The sequence below is a fragment of the Pseudomonas sp. Marseille-Q5299 genome (genome assembly GCF_943737035.1).
Classification (GTDB): Bacteria; Pseudomonadota; Gammaproteobacteria; order Pseudomonadales; family Pseudomonadaceae; genus Aquipseudomonas; species Aquipseudomonas putida_E.
In genome coordinates this window covers 676859-697047 of record NZ_CALSFR010000001.1, presented here as the reverse complement: position 1 = coordinate 697047, position 20189 = coordinate 676859, and the positions used below count along the sequence as shown (strand labels likewise).

Genomic DNA, 20189 nt, shown 5'->3' with positions numbered 1-20189 from the left:
GGCGGGGCGCTATCCTTGCCCCCAGTGACTTCACGAGAGGCGCCTGAAAAATCGCCTGCCAGACTGTGGCTAGAACGCCGTGGAGATGCCTCATCGAAGGGAGGGGAAACTCGAAGTGACGTCCTTGTCACCAGGAGCTTCGCGATGTGGCGCGCCAACTTAAGGGGGGCTACAGGGGAATGTCATCGTCAAAGCCATCGCTGTAGTGGCGCATGTCTTCGGGGGTCGGCTGAGGAACGTTTTGAGCCTGGCCGCCGACGGCTTGACCGCGTGGCTGACCCTGCGGTTGATTGGTTGGACGCTGACCGCCGCCAGACAGAGATACGTGTTCGACTCGGTGTGGAAGAATCGAGATCCGGCTGGCCTCGACCTTGAGCGCAGACACCTCCTCGCCGCTCTGTTTATCCGTCCAGCTATCCATGATCGCACGACCAATCACCACCACACGCATGCCCTTCTGGAACAGAGCCGCAAACCGCTCGGCATCCTGATGCCACCATTCGACGTTGGCCCAGAAGCCACCCCGATCCTTGTAGCCACCCTGGCCGTCAGGGATCGAGTTGTCGAACATCACATTGAGTCGCAGCATGTGCCGCGGATCTTTGTTGCCGTTGGCAAACGACCGGTGCTCAGCGGCGTTACCAACGTTGCCTTCCCAAACTACTGGTGTACCCATGGTGTATCTCCCGTTCAGAGTTGAGGTGGGTTCATGACCTGCTGCAGTCGAGCCTGATATTCGGCCTCGGCCTGCCCCATCTTTGCTGCGCACTCGGCGGCCTGTTTGCCGATGGAGTGGATGAGGCTGATCTGCATGTTCAGGGTGATTCGGTGTTGCTCCAGGGCAAACAGGTCCTGCAGCAAGTGGATTGGTGTTTTGGGGGCGTGGACCATCTGAGCCCATACGCCGACACCCATGCGCCGCTCTTGCACGCTTTGCCAGCGAAGAAAGGTTGTGCCAGCTGCTGTGTTTTGCTCGATGAGCCTGACGGGCAGCAGAGCGAATGGATGTTGGCGAACCTGGGCCAGCACTTCCTGGGTAAGGGTGCGCAGCCCCGCCTCCAGCGATGCGCAATGCTCCGCCAACTGGACCAGCTCCCCCTTACCTTTAAAGGGCTTTAAAAGGCCTTTTAGTGAGGCACTCTGTTGCAGCCGCTGATAGGCACCCTGTTGCAGCGGTTTGAAGGCACCCTGTTGCAGTGCCTCCGTTGATCGGGTGTCCGATCGCATGAGCGTCATGCCTCGCCTTCGAAATCGTCATCCACATCCTCGACCGGGCCTGCGGAGCCACGGCGGATGGGCGGGGCGAAGTTCGAGCGGCGAGTGCCTTCCAGGATGTCCTGGGGAATATCGCCGTAGCGCTTGTACATTTCGCGCGCGTTTTCCGCCCGGGCATTGTTGGCGGCGAAGTCGTCACGCGATGCGCCGGAGAAGCGATGGAGCTGGGCCAGCCCAAAAAGACTGCGCAGCAGGTGAGCGCCTTCATCGATCCAGATCTCGCCATCGCGGCGACCAATCATGGCGACGTGCTGAGCCAGCAGGATGCGGCGGACGACTTCGTCGTACTGAGTCAGCAGATGGACGCCCTTGAAGCCCAGCGGGTTGGAGATGAAGAGCGGCAGCTTCAGTGGCTGGATGGAGAGGTTCTCGCCGATTTCGAGTGCTTTGGGGAGTTGGGCCATCACTCCATCCAGGCGGTTGTCGATGGCCTTGAGGGCATCATCTACCTCCTGGATTTTCTCCTCGATCCTGATCATCCACCAGTCGGAGTACGGGTCGTCCTGGGCCGCTCCACGGTCGATCTGGTTGATCTTGAGGCAGAAGCCAGCCAGCCCAAGAATGCTGTGTTTGTCGTCGGTCTTCTGGCGACCCAGCCAGATCCGGGCGGCATGGTGAGTATGGAGAGTCAGCTGGACCTGGCTCCTGAGGGAGCCGATGTTGAGCTGATAATTGTCAGCCATGGACATGGTTTCCTTATATAAGGTGGGTGAACGATGTCCATGCTGCTGTCGGGCCATTTGTGGCGCAGTAATAAATGAAGAACCCGGGGTGCTTGATTTGTCATTGGTTAAGCGGTGCCTTGGTGATGTGGCCTGTACCACTGTGAAGTGTTGCCAGTGGCAACAGGCGGTCACCAACTCCCCGGTTAACACCGTGTGTTGGTTGGCTGTGCGCAGTGTTGCCAGTGGCAACATGGGTAAACCGTCGGTGCCGATGAAGGCTACCTAGTGAACGGGGGCAAAGTGTTGCCGCTGGCAACACTTTAAATGGCACTCAGTGGTGACCACCTCTTTGCTAGAGCGTTGGGACTGCTTGGACGTGTTGCCAGTGGCAACAGTGGAGAAGTTTGTCCGGGCCGATGATGAGAAATTGCACCTGACTTGACCAAGCGTTTGCGCCATTTGCATCGAATGTGCCTGTGCACGGTACGTCTTGACCGGCAGGATTCGACCCATAGCCGTAACGGTCCGGCGAAGGCACCTACCACCTTTTCGCCGAATCGTTATCAGGTTCAGAAATATCAGTCATCCCCAATTGGCAATTGTCACGTTCCCCAAAGTGTCGGTTGAGCTGAGCTGTCACCAACCAAGACGGTTTGATACGCTCTCCTGACAAACCATGCAGATCCGAGCCAATGCTGGAAGAGCTACGAAGAATCGACCTGAATCTATTGCTGACCCTCCACGCATTGCTTTTGGAGCGGCACGTAACCCGAGCATCGGTTCGTCTTCATAAAAGTCAGCCAGCGGTCAGTCATGCCCTCGCTCAGCTTCGAGCGCATTTTGACGATCAGTTGCTTATCCGCCGCGACGGGAAAATGGTGCTCACCGCCAGAGCGCAAGGCTTGCTTGCACCGCTTGAGCAGGCACTCAGACACCTCAACGACTTATTAGGGGCTTCTGACTTCGATCCCGGTAAATCTCAAGCACGTTTCCGGTTATCACTGTCGGACTATGCTACTCGCCGAATACTGCCAAGACTGGTGCGTCACGTTCGCAGCGTCGCACCCGGAGTGGATCTTGCTGTGAGTCAAGCGAGCCGTGAAAGCATGATGGCCCAGCTTGCGGACGGTGAACTGGATGTAGCGCTGGGCATTTTTCCGGAATATCCAGAGGGCATCCATGTACAGGGACTATTCCCAGAGCACTTCGTTAGCCTTGCCGACGAAAAGGCCCTGCCGGAGTGTGGCCGCCTGACGTTGGAAGAATGGCTGGAACGTCCACATGTGATGCTCGCGTTGCGGCCCGACGCCAATGACGAGATTGAAAGAGTGCTGGCAAGCATGGGACTGCGCCGAAGAATCGCTGTGGCGTTACCTCATTGGAGTGCGGCAATCGAGCTGATTGCCGGTACGGATCTTATTCTCACCGTTGCCAGCTGGGCGGCTAGTGGGCTGGACAATTATCCGACACTTCGAACATTCGATGCCCCCCTGGATCTACCCGTTCTATCGTATCAGCAAGCTTGGCATACCCGTAAAGACGCGGATCCTGCCAATAGGTGGATCCGCCAAGCGATCTTGGATTGCAGCAAGGACACGTGATTTTGAGTCACAGGGTTTCCGCTTGCGCTGGGCCTTTCAGTTCGACTTGATTACCGTCTGGATCGAAGCAGTAAATCGATGGGCCAACGCCTTCTGCTCCATACCGGGTCACTGCCTTGTCAGCGGCGATGCCATGGTTTTGAAGGTGGGCGAGGATCGCCGTCTCATCGAACGGTTCGACACGAAGGCAAAAGTGATCGACATTGCGTCGCTCTTTCCCTGGTGCCCCGCCGCCCATGGCACCTAGAGGGCCATCGATATCTACCAGATCTATCATTGAGCTTCCTGCTGCAAGTTGGATCATCGCGTATTGATCGTTGCGTTTCTTGACCAAGCACCCGAGAACCTCAATGTAAAACTCCAGACTTCTTTCCATGTCCTTAACGCGCAGGACAACGTGATCGATGTGCTGAACTTTGAAAATAGACATTCGGTTGTCTTCTGAGGCAGAGAACGACCCTTCGCACCGAAAAGCGCGAAGGGTCGCTGAGGACGACTTAGTTGATTTTGTCAAACAAGGTCGGCATGTCGCCGGAGAAGTCCACCCAAGGGTTGGTATTCAACAGTTGCGGATTCGGCGCAGTCGGCTCGTCGTAGTGTATGTCGAACTCTTCAGGGCCATGGGCATACGCCACGACCAATCCCTGTTTGGCATCCATGTACCCAGCGTGGATACCCATGCCTGGGTAGCTCAAGCGGATCGCGGTTTCTTCAGTAGCTGGGCCAACAGTGAGTCGTACCACCACAGCGTCTGGGAGAACAAACATCCAGGTGAAGGGGCCACCCGATACGACGGTCATCACTTCATCGATGCCTACTCCGTTGCGCGCCATGTTGACGTGGAAGCGGCCAAAGGTTTCCAGAACGGTTGCGCGGTAATCGTCCGGAATCGCCAGCATGTCGTAGACCTTGGGATAGGGGGAAACTCCAGGCTGACGGGTTGAAAGAAGGCCGCCACGTGGCGTCTCGGGCACACGGCCAGCCAGTTCGATCTGCTCAAGCAACTCTGCCCGGTTCAGGCTGAAGAGCTTGATCAGTTCTTCTTGCTCGGCCTCGGTGACAGTGCGAGATTGCGATGCTTTCAGAATGGGTTTGGCTGCGTCCGGAATGCTCACGGTGCTTGCACGAACACCTACGCTTCGCAGTACGGCGTTCACGTCTTCAAGGCCAACAGCGTTCGGACGGCCATCACTGAATTGCAGTTTAACGATATTCATAAATTCACCTCAATCAGTTAACGAAAATAGAGTGCTGAACGACCGCTCATATGCACCTCTTGCCACACGAGAACAACTTCTCGGCTTTTCGCACGCAAGCCGCATGCGCTGGTACGACTAAGTGCGTCGACCGGAATAAAAAGGGCTGGCACTTGGGAGCAAAAAACAACCAAAAGGGAGGATTTGGTTTACTTCAGGCTCACGTTCGCGGTGGCGGCTTGAACCACGTTGTCGGAGCTAGCAGGAGCTTTGTTTGAGCCGGCTTGAACCACTATTAGCCCGAAGAGGATGATCAGCACCCCTGCAATCCGAACCAAATTGATTGGCTTCGCAGTTAGGCCCAAGAGGCCAAAGTGGTCGATAAGCATTGCGGCTATGACCTGACCCACCATCACGAACAGGATGTAGTTCGAAGCCCCAAGTTTTGGCGGCAGGAAGGTGGCCATCGCCACATAAATGGCACCACTGACCCCGCCGATCCAAAGCCACCATGGCCCCTGTAAGGCCCCCGCAATGTTGGGCTGCGGTAGACGAAGGACGACGATGGTTGCGATCAATACAGCAGAGCTAACGATCAATGAGGTGAGAGCAGCCCACAGTGGATGTCCAAGCTCACGGCCAAGGGCGCCATTGCTGGAAGCTTGAAGAGGAATCAAGGCACCGGCTAAAAGAGCCAGTCCCATTGGAACACTTGCGAGAATCGATATTTTCCCAAACATGACCGTAACCTCTGGTGTTTCGGTGTCGATGGGGAAATATTGAAGCATCCGGTATATGAATTGAAATCACATATGTGCACATGCTGAATTCGTCAGGCGAATAACAGCCCCTTTGATTGAAAGTCTGATACCAGACTCTTGTCGGTGAGTGGATGCAGCAAAGCTGCGCGTTAGGTAGGCAACCAGTTATGCGGTAGCAGCATCCTGATGCCACTGGCCCTCTGGGTGGGCAGTCGAATCAAAACGTCCTTCAGATAAGCGTACGGATCATGCCCGTTCATGCGAGCGGACTGGATCAAACTCATGATCGCCGCCGCCCGTTTGCCGCTGCGTAGTGAGCCAGCAAACAACCAGTTCGAGCGCCCAAGTGCCCATGGTCGGATTTGGTTCTCAACTTGATTGTTGTCGATGGGCACAGCCCCATCGCCGAGGTAGCGCGTCAACGCTACCCAGCGTTTAAGGCTGTAATCCAGGGCTTTGGCAGTTGCCGATCCTTGAGGTACCCGATCTCGCTGGGCCAACATCCAGCCATGCAGTATTTTCGCCAGCGGCGCCGCTTTTTCTTGCCGTATCCGCCAGCGATCCTCAACGCTCATGTCCCGCGCTTGGCGTTCAACTTCATACAAGCCGCCAATCGAGTGCAGAGCCTGTTCGGCTAACTGGCTTTTATTCGCTATGTGGAGATCAAAAAACTTACGGCGGGCATGAGCCATGTAACCGATTTCGGTCATGCCTCTCTCGAAACCCGCCTTGTAACCCGCAAAGTCGTCGCACACCAACTTGCCGCTCCAAGCGCCGAGGAAGTTGCGCGCATGCTCGCCCGCCCGACTTGGGCTGAAGTCGTAAACAACGGCTTTGAGTGCCGAGAACGGTGTGGTGCTGTAGGCCCAAACATACGCTCGGTGAGTTTTCTTTTTGCCTGGCGCAAGCATTTGAACCGGTGTCTCATCGGCGTGAACTACGCCCTCGGCCAGCACCGCTTCGCGCAGGGTATCGACTAGGGGCTGAAGATGTACGCCGGTTTGACCAACCCACTGTGCCAATGTCGAGCGGGCGATCATCAGCCCTGCTCGGCCAAAGATTTTCTCCTGCCGGTACAGCGGCAAGTGGTCGGCAAACTTTGCCACCATTACATGCGCTAGCAGGCCTGCGGTCGGGATGCCCTTATCGATTACTTGGGCCGGTACTGCCGCCTGGATCAGCGTTTCGCACTGGCGGCAGGCCCATTTCCCACGCACATGCTGTTCAACCGTAAACACACCGGGTGTGTAATCAAGTTTCTCGCTGACGTCTTCGCCGATGCGTTGAAGCTGGCAGCCGCAGGCGCACTGGGTATTTTCTGGCTCGTGACGGATCACGGTGCGAGGGAACTGAGGTGGCAGCGGCGCACGTTTCGGTTTCTGGCGTGGCTCGGCAGGTTCAGGTGGCGGATTGACCGCCTTCAGCTCGGCTTCGATGGCTGCGATGTCGGTGTCGAGTAGGTCGTCGAGCAAGCTGCCTTGATCAGGATTTAGCTGTTCGCTGCGCTTGGCAAACTTGTGTCGCTTGAGGATGGCGATCTCATGAGCGAGTTGCTCGTTGACTGTTTCCAAGCGATGGATTTTCTGACCCATGGAATCGACCTGGGACAGCAGCTCCATGGCCTGCTCAGCCAAGGCGCGCAGCCGTTCTGGTGGGATTTGGTCGAGATTGGGCAAGGAAGTCATGCCGCTGATTGTTCCAGAGCAGGCCGTCAGCGGCGATAAACCGATAGGCTAATAGCCGATGCTAAAGCACTGTGATCGAGCCGCCCAAACCGACCCGCTGCCAAGGTAACCCCAGCACCAAGGCCTGAAGTTGCTCGTTATCAATTTCAACTTCCAATCCACGGTGAATGCCGGGCCAGTGAAACTTGCCTTGGTTAAGGCGTCGCGCTGCCAGCCAGATACCAACGCCATCGTGTACTAGAACCTTCATCCGGTTGGCGCGGCGATTGGCAAAGAGATAAGCACAGTGCGGCTTCGCCGCACCGAATACCGCGATCACTCTAGCCAAAGCCGTCTCGGTACCTGCGCGCATATCCATCGGTTCGGTGGCGAGCCAGATGGCGTCAATGCGGATCACTGGGCAAGCTCACGGATCAAACGGGCGCATCCGACAGGGTCTGAGGAAGGCCAGTGCACAGTTAGTTTTTTCTGCCCGAAAGGGATTTCGATACTTATTGCCATCAGCTGAGCACACCAAGTCGGGGGCTCCAGTGGAACAAACGCAGGCAACGTCGGCGCCTGACGATCTCCATAAGCGGGTATCCATTTTCGAACCAGATTGGCATTGATGCCATGACGCAACGCGACGCTGGCAATGGACACGCCTGATTGCAGGCATTCTTGGACGACTTGGGCTTTAAATGGTTTGGGATAAGAAGTTCTTTGGCGCATGGCAATCCTGACGATAAGGGCAATGGTGTCCACGTATTTTTAGGTGGACACCATCGCCCTTATGGCCGGGATCGAGAAGGTGACTTTGCCGGACGCTTACCCATAGCCGCCGTTGGTAACATGCAGCTATTGACCCAAGGTCACCATTAACCTAGTTCATCTGGAAAGCAGTAGGATGAGCGCTTGGGCCGCCGTTAACGGCATCTCCCTTTGAGGGTTAGGGGACAACGCGACCCATTCTGCCCAGAGAAAGCAGATGGCCGATGCGTCTTGAGGCCTGCTTCATGTTCTCAATCAGGGACGGTACGTCACAATCTTCCTTGCGATACTGCGGTATCGTCGCAGAGATAGATCCCGCGACCTGCCCATCGATGAAAAATGGAACGCCGATACCAAAGGCGCCTATCACCCGCTCGCCGTCACCCATTGACCATCCTCGCTCCCTGATCGACTTAAGATCAGCCCGCAGCTTGGAGTGCGAAGTGATTGTTGCCTCAGTGAGCTTCTCCAGCTTCAACCTATCAGCAAAATCTGCTGGCAAATGGGCTAGCACGGCCTTGCCGGCGCCCCCCGCATACAGAGGAACATCCACTCCAATTTCCAGCTTGTACTGGATAGGCCGCCAACCTTGAATGACCTCTAGGAACTGGGCTTTGGAAGTAGTCCCGTCAAATGAGAGGTACGCGATTGTCTCCCCCGTTTCCTTCACGAGAGAGTCCACGATAGCCTTACAGAGTTTCACCGGGGAGTAGGTTTCATTACTCAGCAATGCAGCCCACTGATAGAGACGGGCACCTGGATAGATCACCTGTCCATCAATGTGTATCACCTGTTCCAAAGTCGCAGAACCAATGATTTTCTTGGCAGTTGCCGCATTGCATTGCAACAGAGCGGCCATGCCCAATTTGCACCTATAGCCATTGGGCTCAGCACAGACCACCTGCAGCAGCCCCTCTAGCCTGGCGACGATAGAACTGTCGCCATCGCTGACGACTTCACAACCGATGCTGTCCGACACCCCAACTGTCTGTGATAGCCGGTCGGCTATCTCATTGAGGGTCGCCCGGGCAGAGTCCCGAACCTTGGTGTCAATACCCCCAAGATCGTGAAGCGACACCAAAATCAGTAACCCCGGTGCCAACTGTCTCACCACCATCGAAACAGCTGGAGGAAACTCGGACTCGGAGATGCCCTGCGGCGCTTCAATCGATGTTTGGTCAGGTGAGATTTCATCCAGCAAGGAATGCTTTCGAAGGTACTCATTGAAAGCCCTACCGATATCTCCGAACCCCAAGGGGAAGGGATTTCCGCTCTTGGGCCTGAAGAACAAGGTGGCTGGAGCTTCGCCACAGTGCAGGACGTAGTAGCCGTTCAAATGCGGCGCGTACACCGACAACAAGACTGCCTGTTTGGCATCCTCCGCCAGACCATCGAGGAGATGCCGAGCCGTATCCAACAGAGCACTGCGATGATTCAAGGCGTGCATCAGCACCTTGAAGCGTGGGCCAACCCGATACTTTCCAACCCCGTCCTCAACCGCAAAATTTCGGTCAACCAAGGCCACCAAGATGCGATTGATGGTGCTCCGACTTTCCCCCAAGTCGTTAGCCAGCTCTCTGACACCCCACGCTTCGCCATCCGCTCGTCTGACCAAAGCATCCAACACCTCAATCAATCGACCGTGGCTGGACGTGGCTGCGGGGGCTTTGGAAGCCGCAATTTCAGAGGACGCGTTAGGCATTTAATCGGCTTGTTGAGCATCGAGAAGGCCCTATTTTGTGCCGGTTTCCAGCTGCAGGGCAATCACCGCCTGTTGACAACACCGCTGAGCGCGAGGATTCTTTAAAAAACAAAACAGGACGCTGTCCCATTTTTTATATGGTTGACGTGATCACAAAGTGGAGTGACCTATGAATAACAACAATACGCTGACGGAGTCCGTCGCCATGCCTGAGCCTGGAACCGAACGCAAAACGAAAGCCAAGAAGGCTACTGCGGCAGCCGTCTTTGGTACGTTCGTTGAATATTACGACTTCAGTATCTACGGATACCTTGCAGCCACCCTTGCCCTGGTCTTCTTCCCGTCGGACGACCCGACAACAGGCCTGCTCAACACATTTCTGGTCTTCGGCTCGGCATTCCTTGTCCGCCCGATTGGCGCAATTGCGTTCGGCTGGCTCGGAGACAAGGTAGGACGCCGCGCAAGCCTGATCGCGAGCATCACCCTGATGGGGATTGCTGCGACACTCATCGGCCTGTTGCCTGGCTACGCGCAAATTGGCGTCTGGGCACCGATCCTTCTCGTCGCACTACGCATGCTGCAGGGCTTTTCTGCCGGTGGCGAGATTGGCGGCGCGGCCAGCTACATCCGTGAGTGGGCTCCAGCCAATCGTCGCTCGCTGTACATCTCTTTCCTGCCTTCGATTGCCCAGTTCGGTAAAGGGCTCGCCGCAGCCATCGCCGGCCTTGCAGCCGCGTGGCTGACCGACCCGCAGATGGCGGATTGGGGTTGGCGTATTCCGTTCCTGCTGGCTCTGCCGCTGGGCATCATCGGCCTGTGGATGCGCCTGGGGATCGAAGACAGCCCGGAATTCGAATCAAAAAAATCCGAAGATAACAAAGAACACAGCGCACCTTTCGCTGAGCTCGTCCGCGACTATATGCGCCCGCTCACCAAAGTCATGATGATCTCCTTGGTGCAGAACATCGGCACCTACATCGGCACCGTCTTCATCGCAGCGTACTTCAGTTCGATCCTCGGCTACTCGAAGGGACAGGCTTCCACCATCGTTTTGGTCGCAGTCAGCTTTGCAGCCCTGATGATTCCGTTGGCAGGTCACCTCGGCTCGATCATTGGCAGTAAAGCTGTGCTTCGCTTGGCCTATCTCGGCTACGCCGTTCTCTCCGTCCCATCGTTCCTGCTGATGCAGCAAGGTCAGGTCAGCATGGCCATGGCCGGGCTGGCCCTGGGAATGATCCCTTACGCGCTGTGCCTGGCCGGCACCTACTCGGTCATGCCTGAGTTCTTCCCTACCCACGTTCGCCACACCGGCGTCGCGTTTGGCCACAGCGTCGGTGCCGTAATTGGCGGCGGTATTGGGCCTTTCATGGCGACCTGGCTGATCGGCGCCACCGGTAACGAAACGGCTCCCGCTTTCATCCTGAGCGGTGCCGGTGTTCTCGGCCTGATCGTGTTGTGGACTGTCCGCAACCAAGCGGCCGCCGACGACAAAAAACATCAATTCGCCTGAGTACAACAATATGTCTCTCATCTACGTCACCAGCCCCATCCACGAAACTATCCTGTCCCGTCTCGCGGATCTCGGCGAGGTGCGTCTCGGCTACGGCCCTAATGCCGTTGGCTATGAAGAAATCCGTAATCAGGTGGATGCCGTGTTCTTGCGTGGTGGCCACATCAGCGCTGAAATGATCGCTGCCTCGCCCAAGCTGCGGATTGTTGCTCGCCATGGCGCCGGCTATGACAACGTCGACTACAAGGCAGCAGCCGACTACGGCGTCTGGGTCACGAACACTCCAGGTGCAAACCAGCGCAGCGTGATTGAGCATGTCTTCGCCTTGCTCTTGTCGCTGTGCCGCAAGCTGCCGCTGGCATCCGAACAAACCCGCAACCGGGTCTGGGCAGAAGATCGCCTCGCGCTGACCGGCATCGAGCTCGAAGGACGTACTTTGGGCTTGGTGGGGTTCGGCAACATTGGCTCCAGCGTTGCACCTGTTGCTGAAGCCTTCGGCATGAAAGTGATCTTTACCGACCCGGCCATCGACCCGAGCTCGGACAGCCGCTGGGTAGAGTTTGACACCCTCCTGTCCACAGCTGATGTGGTGAGCCTGCATGTCCCTCTGCTGGAAACCACTCGCAACCTGATCGGCGCACCTGAGTTCGCCAAGATGAAGGACGGCGCAATGCTGATCAACACCAGCCGTGGTGGTGTTGTGGATGAGCAAGCACTGGTCAATGCACTCAAGAGCGGAAAGCTTGCCGGTGCAGGCGCTGACGTACTCGCCGCCGAGAACATCGACATGATCAAGCCGTTCGACCATGCCACGCCAGACATCGCGAACACGCCCAACCTGATCGTCACTGCCCACGTCGCCGGCCAGACCGATGAGTCGCTGATGCGCGTAGGCATGAGTGCTTTAGAGGCCATCGCCACGGTGCTGAAGGGCGAAGCACCTGCCCACCCGGTCAACCAGCCTGTGCCGAAGTCGTTCAGCTAAGCCTTTTCCCGAGAATGGAGGTTCCAATGTTCATCAACGTGTCCGATGAGTCGATCAGTGTCAACGCCAACTGGGAGCGAGCCGACCTGTCGTTGATCGAAGAAATCTCGCACTACCCAGTGGCACTTATCGGCGACGTATTGCAGCGCATGGGCATGATGGCTTCGGCCATTCGCCACACCGCAGGCAAGGCCACATTCTTCGGCACGATCTTGCCGCTGAACACTCGCGAGGGCGACAACCTCGCTATCCACCGCGCGTTGGACGAGGCGCAGCCGGGGGATGTGCTGGTCATCAACGGAAACAGTGAAGTCAGCCGCTCTGTGTTCGGTGATCTGCTCGGCGAAATCTGCCTGGCAAAGAGAGTTTCAGCAGTCGTCATTGATGGTGCGGTACGTGACATTGAAGAGCTCGACAGCATGGGGTTGCCTATCTATGCACGTGCAGTGAACCCAGCCGGCCCCTCGAAGTGGGGCCCAGGCCAGGTCGGCGTCCCAGTCGCCTGCGGCAACGTCGTTTGCTACCCAGGTGATGCCATCATCGGCGACCGCGACGGCATTATCGTGATTGCTCGCAGCCTGCTGCCAAGCCTGGCCGAGAAGGTGAAGCTCCAGGACGGTTACGAAAACAGCTTCCGCGAGAAAGTACGGGCAAGCGTGCCCTAAACGCACATTGCCTTCGGAGATAGCGGCCTCCCACGCCTCGGCATTTCCGCACCGAGGGGCCGCTATCTACACCCTCGGCCTCTGCTGACTGGATAAGCTTTAACGACAAAAAGTTGCCATCCTGTGATATTTAGCGCTTGGCTAGAGATCACTTTCTACAAGGATCAGCCCTTGGCGATCCAGGCCTGAAGATAGGCTCGACGACCCTTGCGTCAAGGGGTGGATGGCTCCTGAGCGCTGAAGGGTTCAGCAGAGATCACTAGGGATCTGCCCAGAGGCGTGGAGGCCTCAGCCTTTCGCCTTCCGGTTTGGGTTCCAATCGCGAGAAAACGTTCGCCTGTATTCAGATGGCGACGTACCGAGGTGGAGACCAAATTGCTGCCTCATCGATAAAGGCGTTCCGAAGCCTGCCTCGCCCGCAATGCATTCGATAGGCAGATCAGTTGTTTCTAAAAGTGCTTGAGCTCGAACAACGCGTTCTGCACTCACCCATTTTGAAACGGTACTGCCAGTAGCTTCCTTGAATCGCCGGGTGAACGTGCGCCTGCTCATTTTCGCCTTGTCCGCCAGGACATCGAGCGAGAGATCACTGGAAAGGTTCATGCGCGCCCATGCCAGTACCCCAGCCAAGTGAGTCTCACTGGAAAGCTGCGGCACAGCATGCTCAACATACTGGGCTTGGCCACCGTGCCTATGTGGTGGTGTCACCAGCATCTTTGCAGTGCGATTGGCTAAGTCAGCACCGAGTCGCTGGCGTACCAGATGAAGGCAACAATCGATTGCCGCTACGGTTCCAGCAGAGGTGACGATATTGCCATCACTGACATAAAGGACTTCGGGGTTGAATCGAACCTTGGGAAAGCGCCGTGCGAACTCGTCTCGCGCTGCCCAGTGAGTGGTTGCTTCTTTTTCATCAAGTAGTCCGGCATCGCCAAGTACGAATGCTCCCAAGCATAATCCCACGATGAGCTTACCTTGAGCATTAGCGCACTGGAGGGCGCTTACAAGCTGTGCTGATGCCATAACCGAGTGATCACCCCACGCTGGAATGACAATTATGTCAGAGGCCTCCATTAGCTCTAGCCCGTGGGTGATCGCTAAGCCTACCCCCTGGTCGCTTCTGACCGTACCGGGCGTTTCTGCGAAACAACTGACCTCGTAGTGAGGCTCACCAGGTGCCGATTGCGCCGTGCCCAGTACCACCCCGGGCACCGAGAGATGGAACAGGCTTACCCCTTCAAAAGCCAGAACAGCAACACGTATGGATTGCATCACGTAGCCTCACTTTAAATGCCTATCGCACGCTTGCATTCAAGGACGAGCACTCACGTCAGAAATTCGCGCTGGAGAAGGCGTTGCATCCCAGACCCATCTCGCAGCGCACGTTGGTCATCTGGCCCAATTGTATCGGAAATTGTCATTCAGGCCACTATCTAGCCAAAAAGTGTTAGGCAAGAATATTGTCTTTGATGAATCACCAGGATGAATCTTATGAATTTCAAAACACTTCCCTTGGCATTAAGCGTTATTGCTGCTGTAGCCAGCACCCAAGCGTCAGCTGGCGTTGAAGCAGCTAAAGCACCCGTCGCAGTCCATAAAGTGGATTTGCAGCAGGTACGTAACGCTACCGTGAAAATCACCTACGGCGATACGACTTTCCTGATCGATCCAATGCTGGCAAAAAAAGGAACCTATCCTGGTTTTGAAAATACCTACCGTAGCAACCTGCGCAACCCATTGGTTGACCTGACAGAGCCGCCCGCGAAGATTATTTCGGGTGTTGATGCCGTCATCGTCACTCATACACACCTTGACCACTGGGACGATGCTGCACAGAAAGCACTGCCGAAAGGTATCCCGTTATTCACTCAGCACGAGGACGATGCAAAGTTGATTCGCTCCCAGGGCTTCAAGAACGTACGCGTTTTGACTGACGAAGCTGAATTCGGCGGTGTCAAACTCACCAAGGCGGGTGGTCAGCACGGCACAGACGAGATGTATGCCGCTCCCCCACTCGCGAAACTACTGGGCGAGGCCATGGGCGTTGTGTTTCAAGCGCCAGGCTACAAAACGCTCTACCTCGCTGGCGACACTATCTGGCGTAAGGAGGTCGACCAAACCATCGAGAAATATCGGCCTGAAATCATCGTACTCAACGCCGGGAAAGCGAAGGTGAACGGGTTCGAAGGGGCGATCATCATGGGCGAGGACGATGTACTTCGCGCCTCAAAGGCCGCCACAAACGCAAAAATCGTCGCCGTCCACATGGACGCAGTCAACCATATGTCTCTGACCCGAGAGGAATTGCGCACTTATGTCCATGATCACGGTATCGAGAGTCGCGTAGACATACCAGAAGACGGCGCTTCACTGGAGTTTTGATTTAAACATTTTTGAGATCGGAATATAGATAAACTCTGGATCCTGGCCTCAGCCTTCCCACTGTCCCTATTGGATAACGCAACCGGAGATCGCTCATGAAACGTGGCATTGTAGTGGTTGATCTGCAGAACGAATATTTGCCTGGCGGCAAACTGCCTTTGAAAAATATTGTAGAGGCCGTTGGGAATGCCCGAAAGGTAATCAGCCACGCGCGAGAAACAAATATCCCAGTTTTTCACATACGGCATGAGTCCGATGACGGCGCTCAAATATTCGTCAAAGGCTCGAACGGCGCGAAAATTCAGCCCGCTGTTGCACCCGTAGGTAATGAGCCTGTGATTGTAAAAAATCACATCAACGCCTTCCGGGAAACGGATCTCAAGCAGCAGTTGGAAGCCGCTGATATACAGGAACTTGTGGTAATAGGTGCAATGAGCCACATGTGCGTCGACGCCGCAGTACGCGCGGCGGCAGACATGGGCTATCGCGTAATCGTGCTGCATGATGCCTGCGCCACCTTGGATCTCACAGCCGGTGGCGTGAACGTTCCTTCAGCTCACGTGCATGCGACGATGATGGCAGCGTTTGAGTTCGGCTACGCCACCGTCAAATCGGTGGACGAGTACCTGTCGGCCTAACCGCGAAACGACTCAATTTAACAGGGCCCGTTGGGCCCTGGCTTTCACATCAACGCATAAAATCGTTTGATGGCGCCGGCAGCGAATTCAGTTTTCAACGTCGCAGAAGCAGAAAGGCTAACTCCGCAGGACTGCTCCGCCTGAACGTCAGCCATCTATACCAATTTCTTTGATCAAACCGGCCTTGCAGCGCAATAATTCCTCGATGTAGTTGTCGCGTTTCCTCTCGAAACGGAATGTCGGAATAGGCATCGAAATTGCGAAACGTCCCAGCACCGTATCGAGCGCCACGGCGGTCGTCGTGATTCCCTCGATATGCTCGCCGTGGTCACTGGAAATCCCGTTTTTTCGAATAGCTTCTAACTGAACCATCAGACTCTGGGCGGCCGCCTGCTGCTTCGTAGCGCTCCCAGCTGCGAGCAAAGCTCTGACATCCTCATCACTGTCCAAAGCCAGAAGGGCCCGTCCAGCAGATGTTCCATACAGCGGCGTATCCAGTTGGCCAAGACGTGGCATGACCTGCAACTCACGATCCGCCACAACACGATCTTCAACAATCAGCTGGATGCCAGCTGGCCTCGACAAGACAACCGTCTCTTGAATCCCCTCGCTCAGCTTGTGCAGCCAAGGGCGAACGACGGTCAGGCGATCGACATGAGCGTTCGCTACAAGCCTCAACAAACCTGCGCCAAGACTGATGCCGCCAGCGCCTCCACTCCTAATCATTCCCTGCTCTTCGAGCGCGCCTACAATCCGCTGCACGGTTGAACGAGGCAAATCTACTGCCTGGGCTATCTCGCCCAGACTCATACCACCAGCGTTTCTTCCCAGTAAATTCAGAATTTTCGCCGCGCGGGCAATGACCTGGATACCCCCACCACGCTCATCGTTGACCCCAGTTGGAACCCGCTCGTCCATCGTCACCTCCAAAATTTCGGTCACTGTACCATGTTGCGATACAACGCAAAACTGCGGTACATTCACCGCATTGCGGTACAGGTGAATTGTGAGGTAGTCGATGTTGCGTGAATTTTCAGTCGCGGGCCTGTTGATTACCCCAATGGTGATCTGCGTTGGCACAGCGGTCTCTCTGACATGGATTACGCATCTGCTCATTCCGGAATGGGTAATGCAGCAATGGATTTGGAAGCGCTCATGGCTAGGGCTTTCCCTATTCGTTTGCTACATCGCCACCACTCTTGCCTTTTTCGATGGAGGATGGAGATGAATTCGACGATCCGGGTATGCGTGACGTTACTGATCACCAGCTGCGCTGTGCTGGCAGGGTCGTGGACATGGAACCACTATCGACTCTCGCCTTGGACAAGGGACGGGCGAGTTCGGGCCGATGTCGTGGTCATAGCACCCGATGTGGCGGGCTGGGTAACCAAGCTTCAAGTGCGAGACAACCAAGCGGTGAAAAAAGGCGATGTGCTTTTTGAAATTGATCCTGTCCGTTATCGCTCCCTCGTGAACGAGTCCAAAGCGAAGATGGAACACGCAAGGCATGCGTGGGAGCTAGCAGCACTTCTGGAGCGCCGCCGTGTTCCCCTGGCCAGGATCAAGGCCATCAGCGCTGAGGATCTGGATAATGCCCATGCCCAAGTCGCGCTGGCCAAATCCCAATATGAGGTCAACAAGGCGCAGTGGGAAACTGCCAAGATCAACTTGGCCCGTACAACCGTGACGGCCCCGGCGGATGGTACGATTACCAATGTAAGACTGCAGGAAGGCAACTATGTAGCTCAAGGTTCTCCCGCTTTCTCACTTGTCAAAGACGATTCGTTCTACGTGACCGCTTACTTCGAGGAAACCAAACTCCTCGATATCCGTGAAGGTGACTTGGCCGATGTCTCATTCATGGCCGGAGGGCCGTTGGTCTCTGGCCGTGTGCTGAGCATCGCCAAAGGTGTCGCCAACACCAATACACAAGCAGATCCAATGTTGCTGCCTCAGGTACAACAGGCCTTCAACTGGGTGCGACTGGCGCAACGCATACCGGTCGACATAAAGCTGGACGCGAACACTGCGCGCACGCGCTTGGTTGCTGGCATGAGCGCATCGGTGAGGATCTACGAAAACCCTACTGAGATGGGCAACCCATGAGGCTTGCTCTGATGCATTACCTGAAGCCTGATTTGCGCAGCATCGTGTTCGCTTGCAAGGGGCTCTCTGCCGTTACGCTCGCTTTAGCAATCGCAATGAGCCTGGATTTGGACAAGCCGTTCTGGGCGATGGTGGCATCGATGATGCTTCAAGCTCGCCCGGAAGCCGGATTGGTCATCGAAAAAGCGGTATGTCTTATTCTGGGGTCAACTGTTGGCGCTGTGATAGCTATTCTGATCCTGGATAACCTGACCCCTTACCCTGTGTTAGCCATTGGCGCACTCGCGCTGTGCGTTGCAGTCACGTCTGCGATAGCCTCAACAATGCGGCATGTCAATTTTGTTTTCGCAACGGCATTGGTGGGTGTCACAGCGACCCTGATTGTACTTTTTGCCATGGCCGACCCTGCAACCACCAGCAGCGAATCGATCTTTATGGTGGTACGCGCTCGGTTGAGCGAAGTTCTCGTCGGAGCAAGTAGCGCCATCCTGGCCAGCGTCCTCCTCTATCCTTTGAAGCTTAAGACCGTGCTTGAGGCGAGCATGAATCGCCTACTGGACTTAAGCCTGAACCACGTCTCCACGATCCTTCAAAGTCAATCAAATCCAACAGCGGCCCATCAACAGCGCATAGGCATCATCGCCCTGGCCACATCCATAAACGACGACGCCAATGCAGGACGCTACGAACAAGCAAGCACTACCGATGCAGCCCTACTAACCGCCAGCAACGCATTAACCCTCGTTGCCTGGGGACAAACCATCGAGCGCATAGTGGGTGATACATCACTGCAGCTACCGGACGCCCTGACTTGCTTTATCGATCAGTACGCCCAAGGCTGCAACTCGCTGAATCATCTATCTCCCGCTGCTCGCCGGCGAACCCTTGAGGATTGCGCGCCGAACAAAGAGTTACGCGCCTTGGGCCAGACAGACAGGGACGCACGCGCATTAATGGAGAGCCTGGATAAAGTATCCGAGGCACTCTCAGTTATGTTCGCGGCCTCCCTCTCAGTCGTTGACGAGCCGGGCGAGACGCAGCGCCCTGCAAGGTTCAAGCGACACCGTGACTGGCTTGTCGGATTCATATCGGCACTGCGCAGCTCGCTTGTTTTCCTGAGTGCCATCGGGATATGGATCCTGTCAGGTGGGCACGCCGCACTCATCATGATGATCGTGCTACCGGTTCTACTCTCCCAGATATTCTCCACACACCCAGCGCCACGCGTGGCAACTGCCAAGTTGCTGGGAGGAGCGTTGATCGCCATCCCTGTCGCCATCTTGTTCGTGCTCGGTTTGCTTGCTCAGGGCTCGATCGATTTCGAGATGTTGATTTTGGTGCTTTCTGCGCCGCTTTTTCTGGGGTTGATGAGCATGACGTCACCCTCGCTCTCCCCCTACGGCCTCGGTTTCTGCCTCACTTTGGCGGTGCTTGTTCAGCCGAGCAACTACATGACATTTGCAATTGATCAGTGTCTATCCACTGGATTGGGAATCGCAGCAGGTCTCAGCATGCTATATGCGGGGTTCGAGCTATTAGGGCCGCCCAAACACACATGGCTGCAGCGACGAACTCTAACAGCACTTGATTCAGATATTAAGAAAATGCGGGAGAAACGACTGACATCTGGTTGGCTCAACCAACGCGCGGCCGAGCGCTTGGCTTATCTCGCTGCCTATGAGCCGCAAACGCCAGCCGGTAGGGCACTGACAGAGCGGGGGCTCAATGTATTTGAGTCCGGCCACCGCATGAGTTTGGCTTTAGAGGCGCATTGAACAGGCTTCCAATCTAACTCCACCAAAGAAGAACTCAAAGGTATTCAAAATGCACAACCATCAAGCTGACGCAAACTACATGCGCGACCTGCAAGAGGCTGCGCCCGAAATGGTCGCGGCTTTTTTCGGCTTCGATAAAGCTGTCTTCAGCAAGGATGTCGGTAGCCTGAATCTCGCCACGCGGGAGTTGATCGCTGTGGGAGTAGCCGTCACTACGCAGTGCTCCTACTGCATTGCCGACCATGCCAAGCGAGCTGTCCTTGCGGGCGCGTCGAAGCAAGATGTAGCTGAGGCGATCATGGTGGCCACGGCTCTTCGCGCGGGTGGAGGCATCACGCATGGCTGGCAAGCCATGAAGAGCATCGCTGAAACAAAGTAAGGGAGCACAGCCCACCTTGGCCCTGCTGTGAACCCGCCGGAAGGGCCAAGCGGCTGCTTGCAGGTTTAGAAATCCAGCTCAGAAATTCAACTGAACCATTCCCTGCTGCTCGAA

General features: G+C 55.9%; 22 protein-coding genes. 10 read left to right on the top strand and 12 right to left on the bottom strand.

Annotation, left to right across the window (positions count from 1 at the left end):
• Window positions 1-169 precede the first annotated feature (169 nt).
• Genes NGJ21_RS03150 through NGJ21_RS03140 form a run of 3 tightly spaced genes read right to left on the bottom strand, consistent with a single transcriptional unit; the run spans window position 170 to window position 1958 of the window.
• Complete coding sequence (locus tag NGJ21_RS03150) at window positions 170-676, bottom strand: single-stranded DNA-binding protein (RefSeq protein WP_237860687.1); 507 nt, start codon at window positions 674-676, stop codon at window positions 170-172.
• Between the two features lie 14 nt (window positions 677-690).
• Window positions 691-1236 carry a DUF3158 family protein gene (locus tag NGJ21_RS03145; RefSeq protein WP_251961793.1) on the bottom strand — a complete coding sequence of 182 codons (546 nt, stop codon included), beginning with the start codon at window positions 1234-1236 and terminating at the stop codon, window positions 691-693.
• A complete protein-coding gene (locus NGJ21_RS03140; protein WP_251961792.1) occupies window positions 1233-1958 on the bottom strand; it encodes a PFL_4669 family integrating conjugative element protein in 726 nt (241 codons plus the stop codon). The genes NGJ21_RS03145 and NGJ21_RS03140 overlap by 4 nt, the downstream gene beginning before the upstream one ends.
• Before the next feature lie 677 nt (window positions 1959-2635).
• Here NGJ21_RS03140 and NGJ21_RS03135 point away from each other — a divergent pair.
• On the top strand, window positions 2636-3541 hold the full coding sequence (locus NGJ21_RS03135) for a LysR family transcriptional regulator (protein WP_150783112.1): 906 nt from the start codon (window positions 2636-2638) through the stop codon (window positions 3539-3541).
• A gap of 7 nt (window positions 3542-3548) precedes the next feature.
• On the opposite strand, the gene NGJ21_RS03130 is transcribed toward NGJ21_RS03135, so the two are convergent.
• The 7 genes from NGJ21_RS03130 to NGJ21_RS03100 form a co-directional block, all read right to left on the bottom strand.
• The gene (locus NGJ21_RS03130) at window positions 3549-3971 is read right to left on the bottom strand and encodes a VOC family protein (RefSeq protein WP_251961791.1); all 423 of its coding nucleotides are present in this window, start codon (window positions 3969-3971) and stop codon (window positions 3549-3551) included.
• 67 nt (window positions 3972-4038) lie between these two features.
• Window positions 4039-4758, bottom strand: a complete 720-nt coding sequence (locus NGJ21_RS03125) for a hypothetical protein (RefSeq protein ID WP_191948562.1) — start codon at window positions 4756-4758, stop codon at window positions 4039-4041.
• 188 nt (window positions 4759-4946) lie between these two features.
• Window positions 4947-5477 carry a DMT family transporter gene (locus NGJ21_RS03120; RefSeq protein WP_502943488.1) on the bottom strand — a complete coding sequence of 177 codons (531 nt, stop codon included), beginning with the start codon at window positions 5475-5477 and terminating at the stop codon, window positions 4947-4949.
• Between the two features lie 170 nt (window positions 5478-5647).
• Window positions 5648-7183: an IS66 family transposase gene (gene tnpC, locus NGJ21_RS03115; RefSeq protein WP_251961789.1), complete on the bottom strand. Its 1536-nt coding sequence runs from the start codon at window positions 7181-7183 to the stop codon at window positions 5648-5650.
• Window positions 7184-7244: 61 nt separating this feature from the next.
• Window positions 7245-7580 (bottom strand): IS66 family insertion sequence element accessory protein TnpB, encoded by a 336-nt coding sequence (gene tnpB, locus NGJ21_RS03110; RefSeq protein WP_251961788.1) that lies wholly within the window; start codon window positions 7578-7580, stop codon window positions 7245-7247.
• A complete protein-coding gene (tnpA, locus tag NGJ21_RS03105) occupies window positions 7577-7894 on the bottom strand; it encodes an IS66-like element accessory protein TnpA (protein WP_251961787.1) in 318 nt (105 codons plus the stop codon). Before tnpA ends, tnpB begins: the two co-directional genes overlap by 4 nt.
• Window positions 7895-8111: 217 nt before the next feature.
• Entirely contained in the window at window positions 8112-9635 is a 1524-nt protein-coding gene (locus tag NGJ21_RS03100) for an IclR family transcriptional regulator domain-containing protein (RefSeq protein ID WP_251961786.1), read from the bottom strand.
• A 169-nt stretch (window positions 9636-9804) separates the two neighbouring features.
• Here NGJ21_RS03100 and NGJ21_RS03095 point away from each other — a divergent pair, with 169 nt between their 5' ends.
• From NGJ21_RS03095 to NGJ21_RS03085, 3 genes are read left to right on the top strand one after another with little or no spacing between them, the layout of a single operon-like run.
• The gene (locus tag NGJ21_RS03095; RefSeq protein ID WP_251961785.1) at window positions 9805-11145 is read left to right on the top strand and encodes an MFS transporter; all 1341 of its coding nucleotides are present in this window, start codon (window positions 9805-9807) and stop codon (window positions 11143-11145) included.
• A 10-nt stretch (window positions 11146-11155) separates the two neighbouring features.
• A complete protein-coding gene (locus NGJ21_RS03090) occupies window positions 11156-12130 on the top strand; it encodes a hydroxyacid dehydrogenase (RefSeq protein ID WP_251961784.1) in 975 nt (324 codons plus the stop codon).
• Window positions 12131-12156: 26 nt separating this feature from the next.
• Window positions 12157-12795 (top strand): RraA family protein, encoded by a 639-nt coding sequence (locus tag NGJ21_RS03085; RefSeq protein WP_251961783.1) that lies wholly within the window; start codon window positions 12157-12159, stop codon window positions 12793-12795.
• A 288-nt stretch (window positions 12796-13083) separates the two neighbouring features.
• Here NGJ21_RS03085 and NGJ21_RS03080 read toward each other — a convergent pair whose 3' ends face one another.
• Window positions 13084-14067, bottom strand: coding sequence for a GlxA family transcriptional regulator (locus NGJ21_RS03080; protein WP_251961782.1), 984 nt, complete (start codon window positions 14065-14067; stop codon window positions 13084-13086).
• Window positions 14068-14286: 219 nt separating this feature from the next.
• Here NGJ21_RS03080 and NGJ21_RS03075 point away from each other — a divergent pair, with 219 nt between their 5' ends.
• Both NGJ21_RS03075 and NGJ21_RS03070 read left to right on the top strand, forming a co-directional pair.
• Window positions 14287-15177, top strand: coding sequence for an MBL fold metallo-hydrolase (locus NGJ21_RS03075; protein WP_251961781.1), 891 nt, complete (start codon window positions 14287-14289; stop codon window positions 15175-15177).
• Window positions 15178-15272: 95 nt separating this feature from the next.
• Complete coding sequence (locus NGJ21_RS03070; protein WP_251961780.1) at window positions 15273-15815, top strand: cysteine hydrolase family protein; 543 nt, start codon at window positions 15273-15275, stop codon at window positions 15813-15815.
• 147 nt (window positions 15816-15962) lie between these two features.
• On the opposite strand, the gene NGJ21_RS03065 is transcribed toward NGJ21_RS03070, so the two are convergent.
• A complete protein-coding gene (locus NGJ21_RS03065) occupies window positions 15963-16895 on the bottom strand; it encodes an IclR family transcriptional regulator (protein WP_251961779.1) in 933 nt (310 codons plus the stop codon).
• Between NGJ21_RS03065 and NGJ21_RS25905 the strand changes: the two genes are divergently transcribed.
• The 4 genes from NGJ21_RS25905 to NGJ21_RS03050 are packed head-to-tail and all read left to right on the top strand — an operon-like array spanning window position 16834 to window position 20075.
• Window positions 16834-17043 (top strand): DUF1656 domain-containing protein, encoded by a 210-nt coding sequence (locus NGJ21_RS25905; protein ID WP_353506379.1) that lies wholly within the window; start codon window positions 16834-16836, stop codon window positions 17041-17043. The genes NGJ21_RS03065 and NGJ21_RS25905 overlap by 62 nt on opposite strands.
• The gene (locus NGJ21_RS03060; protein ID WP_251961778.1) at window positions 17040-17921 is read left to right on the top strand and encodes an efflux RND transporter periplasmic adaptor subunit; all 882 of its coding nucleotides are present in this window, start codon (window positions 17040-17042) and stop codon (window positions 17919-17921) included. The genes NGJ21_RS25905 and NGJ21_RS03060 overlap by 4 nt, the downstream gene beginning before the upstream one ends.
• Before the next feature lie 11 nt (window positions 17922-17932).
• Complete coding sequence (locus NGJ21_RS03055; protein WP_251961777.1) at window positions 17933-19696, top strand: FUSC family protein; 1764 nt, start codon at window positions 17933-17935, stop codon at window positions 19694-19696.
• Window positions 19697-19745: 49 nt separating this feature from the next.
• Window positions 19746-20075, top strand: a complete 330-nt coding sequence (locus NGJ21_RS03050; protein ID WP_251961776.1) for a carboxymuconolactone decarboxylase family protein — start codon at window positions 19746-19748, stop codon at window positions 20073-20075.
• Window positions 20076-20189: the final 114 nt, after the last annotated feature.

Coding starts and splice junctions, on each gene's coding strand:
- NGJ21_RS03150 (WP_237860687.1), bottom strand. CDS start 676: ATGGGTACACCAGTAGTTTGGGAAGGCAACGTTGGTAACGCCGCTGAG.
- NGJ21_RS03145 (WP_251961793.1), bottom strand. CDS start 1,236: ATGACGCTCATGCGATCGGACACCCGATCAACGGAGGCACTGCAACAG.
- NGJ21_RS03140 (WP_251961792.1), bottom strand. CDS start 1,958: ATGGCTGACAATTATCAGCTCAACATCGGCTCCCTCAGGAGCCAGGTC.
- NGJ21_RS03130 (WP_251961791.1), bottom strand. CDS start 3,971: ATGTCTATTTTCAAAGTTCAGCACATCGATCACGTTGTCCTGCGCGTT.
- NGJ21_RS03125 (WP_191948562.1), bottom strand. CDS start 4,758: ATGAATATCGTTAAACTGCAATTCAGTGATGGCCGTCCGAACGCTGTT.
- NGJ21_RS03120 (WP_502943488.1), bottom strand. CDS start 5,477: ATGTTTGGGAAAATATCGATTCTCGCAAGTGTTCCAATGGGACTGGCT.
- tnpC (WP_251961789.1), bottom strand. CDS start 7,183: ATGACTTCCTTGCCCAATCTCGACCAAATCCCACCAGAACGGCTGCGC.
- tnpA (WP_251961787.1), bottom strand. CDS start 7,894: ATGCGCCAAAGAACTTCTTATCCCAAACCATTTAAAGCCCAAGTCGTC.
- NGJ21_RS03100 (WP_251961786.1), bottom strand. CDS start 9,635: ATGCCTAACGCGTCCTCTGAAATTGCGGCTTCCAAAGCCCCCGCAGCC.
- NGJ21_RS03095 (WP_251961785.1), top strand. CDS start 9,805: ATGAATAACAACAATACGCTGACGGAGTCCGTCGCCATGCCTGAGCCT.
- NGJ21_RS03090 (WP_251961784.1), top strand. CDS start 11,156: ATGTCTCTCATCTACGTCACCAGCCCCATCCACGAAACTATCCTGTCC.
- NGJ21_RS03085 (WP_251961783.1), top strand. CDS start 12,157: ATGTTCATCAACGTGTCCGATGAGTCGATCAGTGTCAACGCCAACTGG.
- NGJ21_RS03080 (WP_251961782.1), bottom strand. CDS start 14,067: ATGCAATCCATACGTGTTGCTGTTCTGGCTTTTGAAGGGGTAAGCCTG.
- NGJ21_RS03075 (WP_251961781.1), top strand. CDS start 14,287: ATGAATTTCAAAACACTTCCCTTGGCATTAAGCGTTATTGCTGCTGTA.
- NGJ21_RS03070 (WP_251961780.1), top strand. CDS start 15,273: ATGAAACGTGGCATTGTAGTGGTTGATCTGCAGAACGAATATTTGCCT.
- NGJ21_RS25905 (WP_353506379.1), top strand. CDS start 16,834: ATGTTGCGTGAATTTTCAGTCGCGGGCCTGTTGATTACCCCAATGGTG.
- NGJ21_RS03060 (WP_251961778.1), top strand. CDS start 17,040: ATGAATTCGACGATCCGGGTATGCGTGACGTTACTGATCACCAGCTGC.
- NGJ21_RS03055 (WP_251961777.1), top strand. CDS start 17,933: ATGCATTACCTGAAGCCTGATTTGCGCAGCATCGTGTTCGCTTGCAAG.
- NGJ21_RS03050 (WP_251961776.1), top strand. CDS start 19,746: ATGCACAACCATCAAGCTGACGCAAACTACATGCGCGACCTGCAAGAG.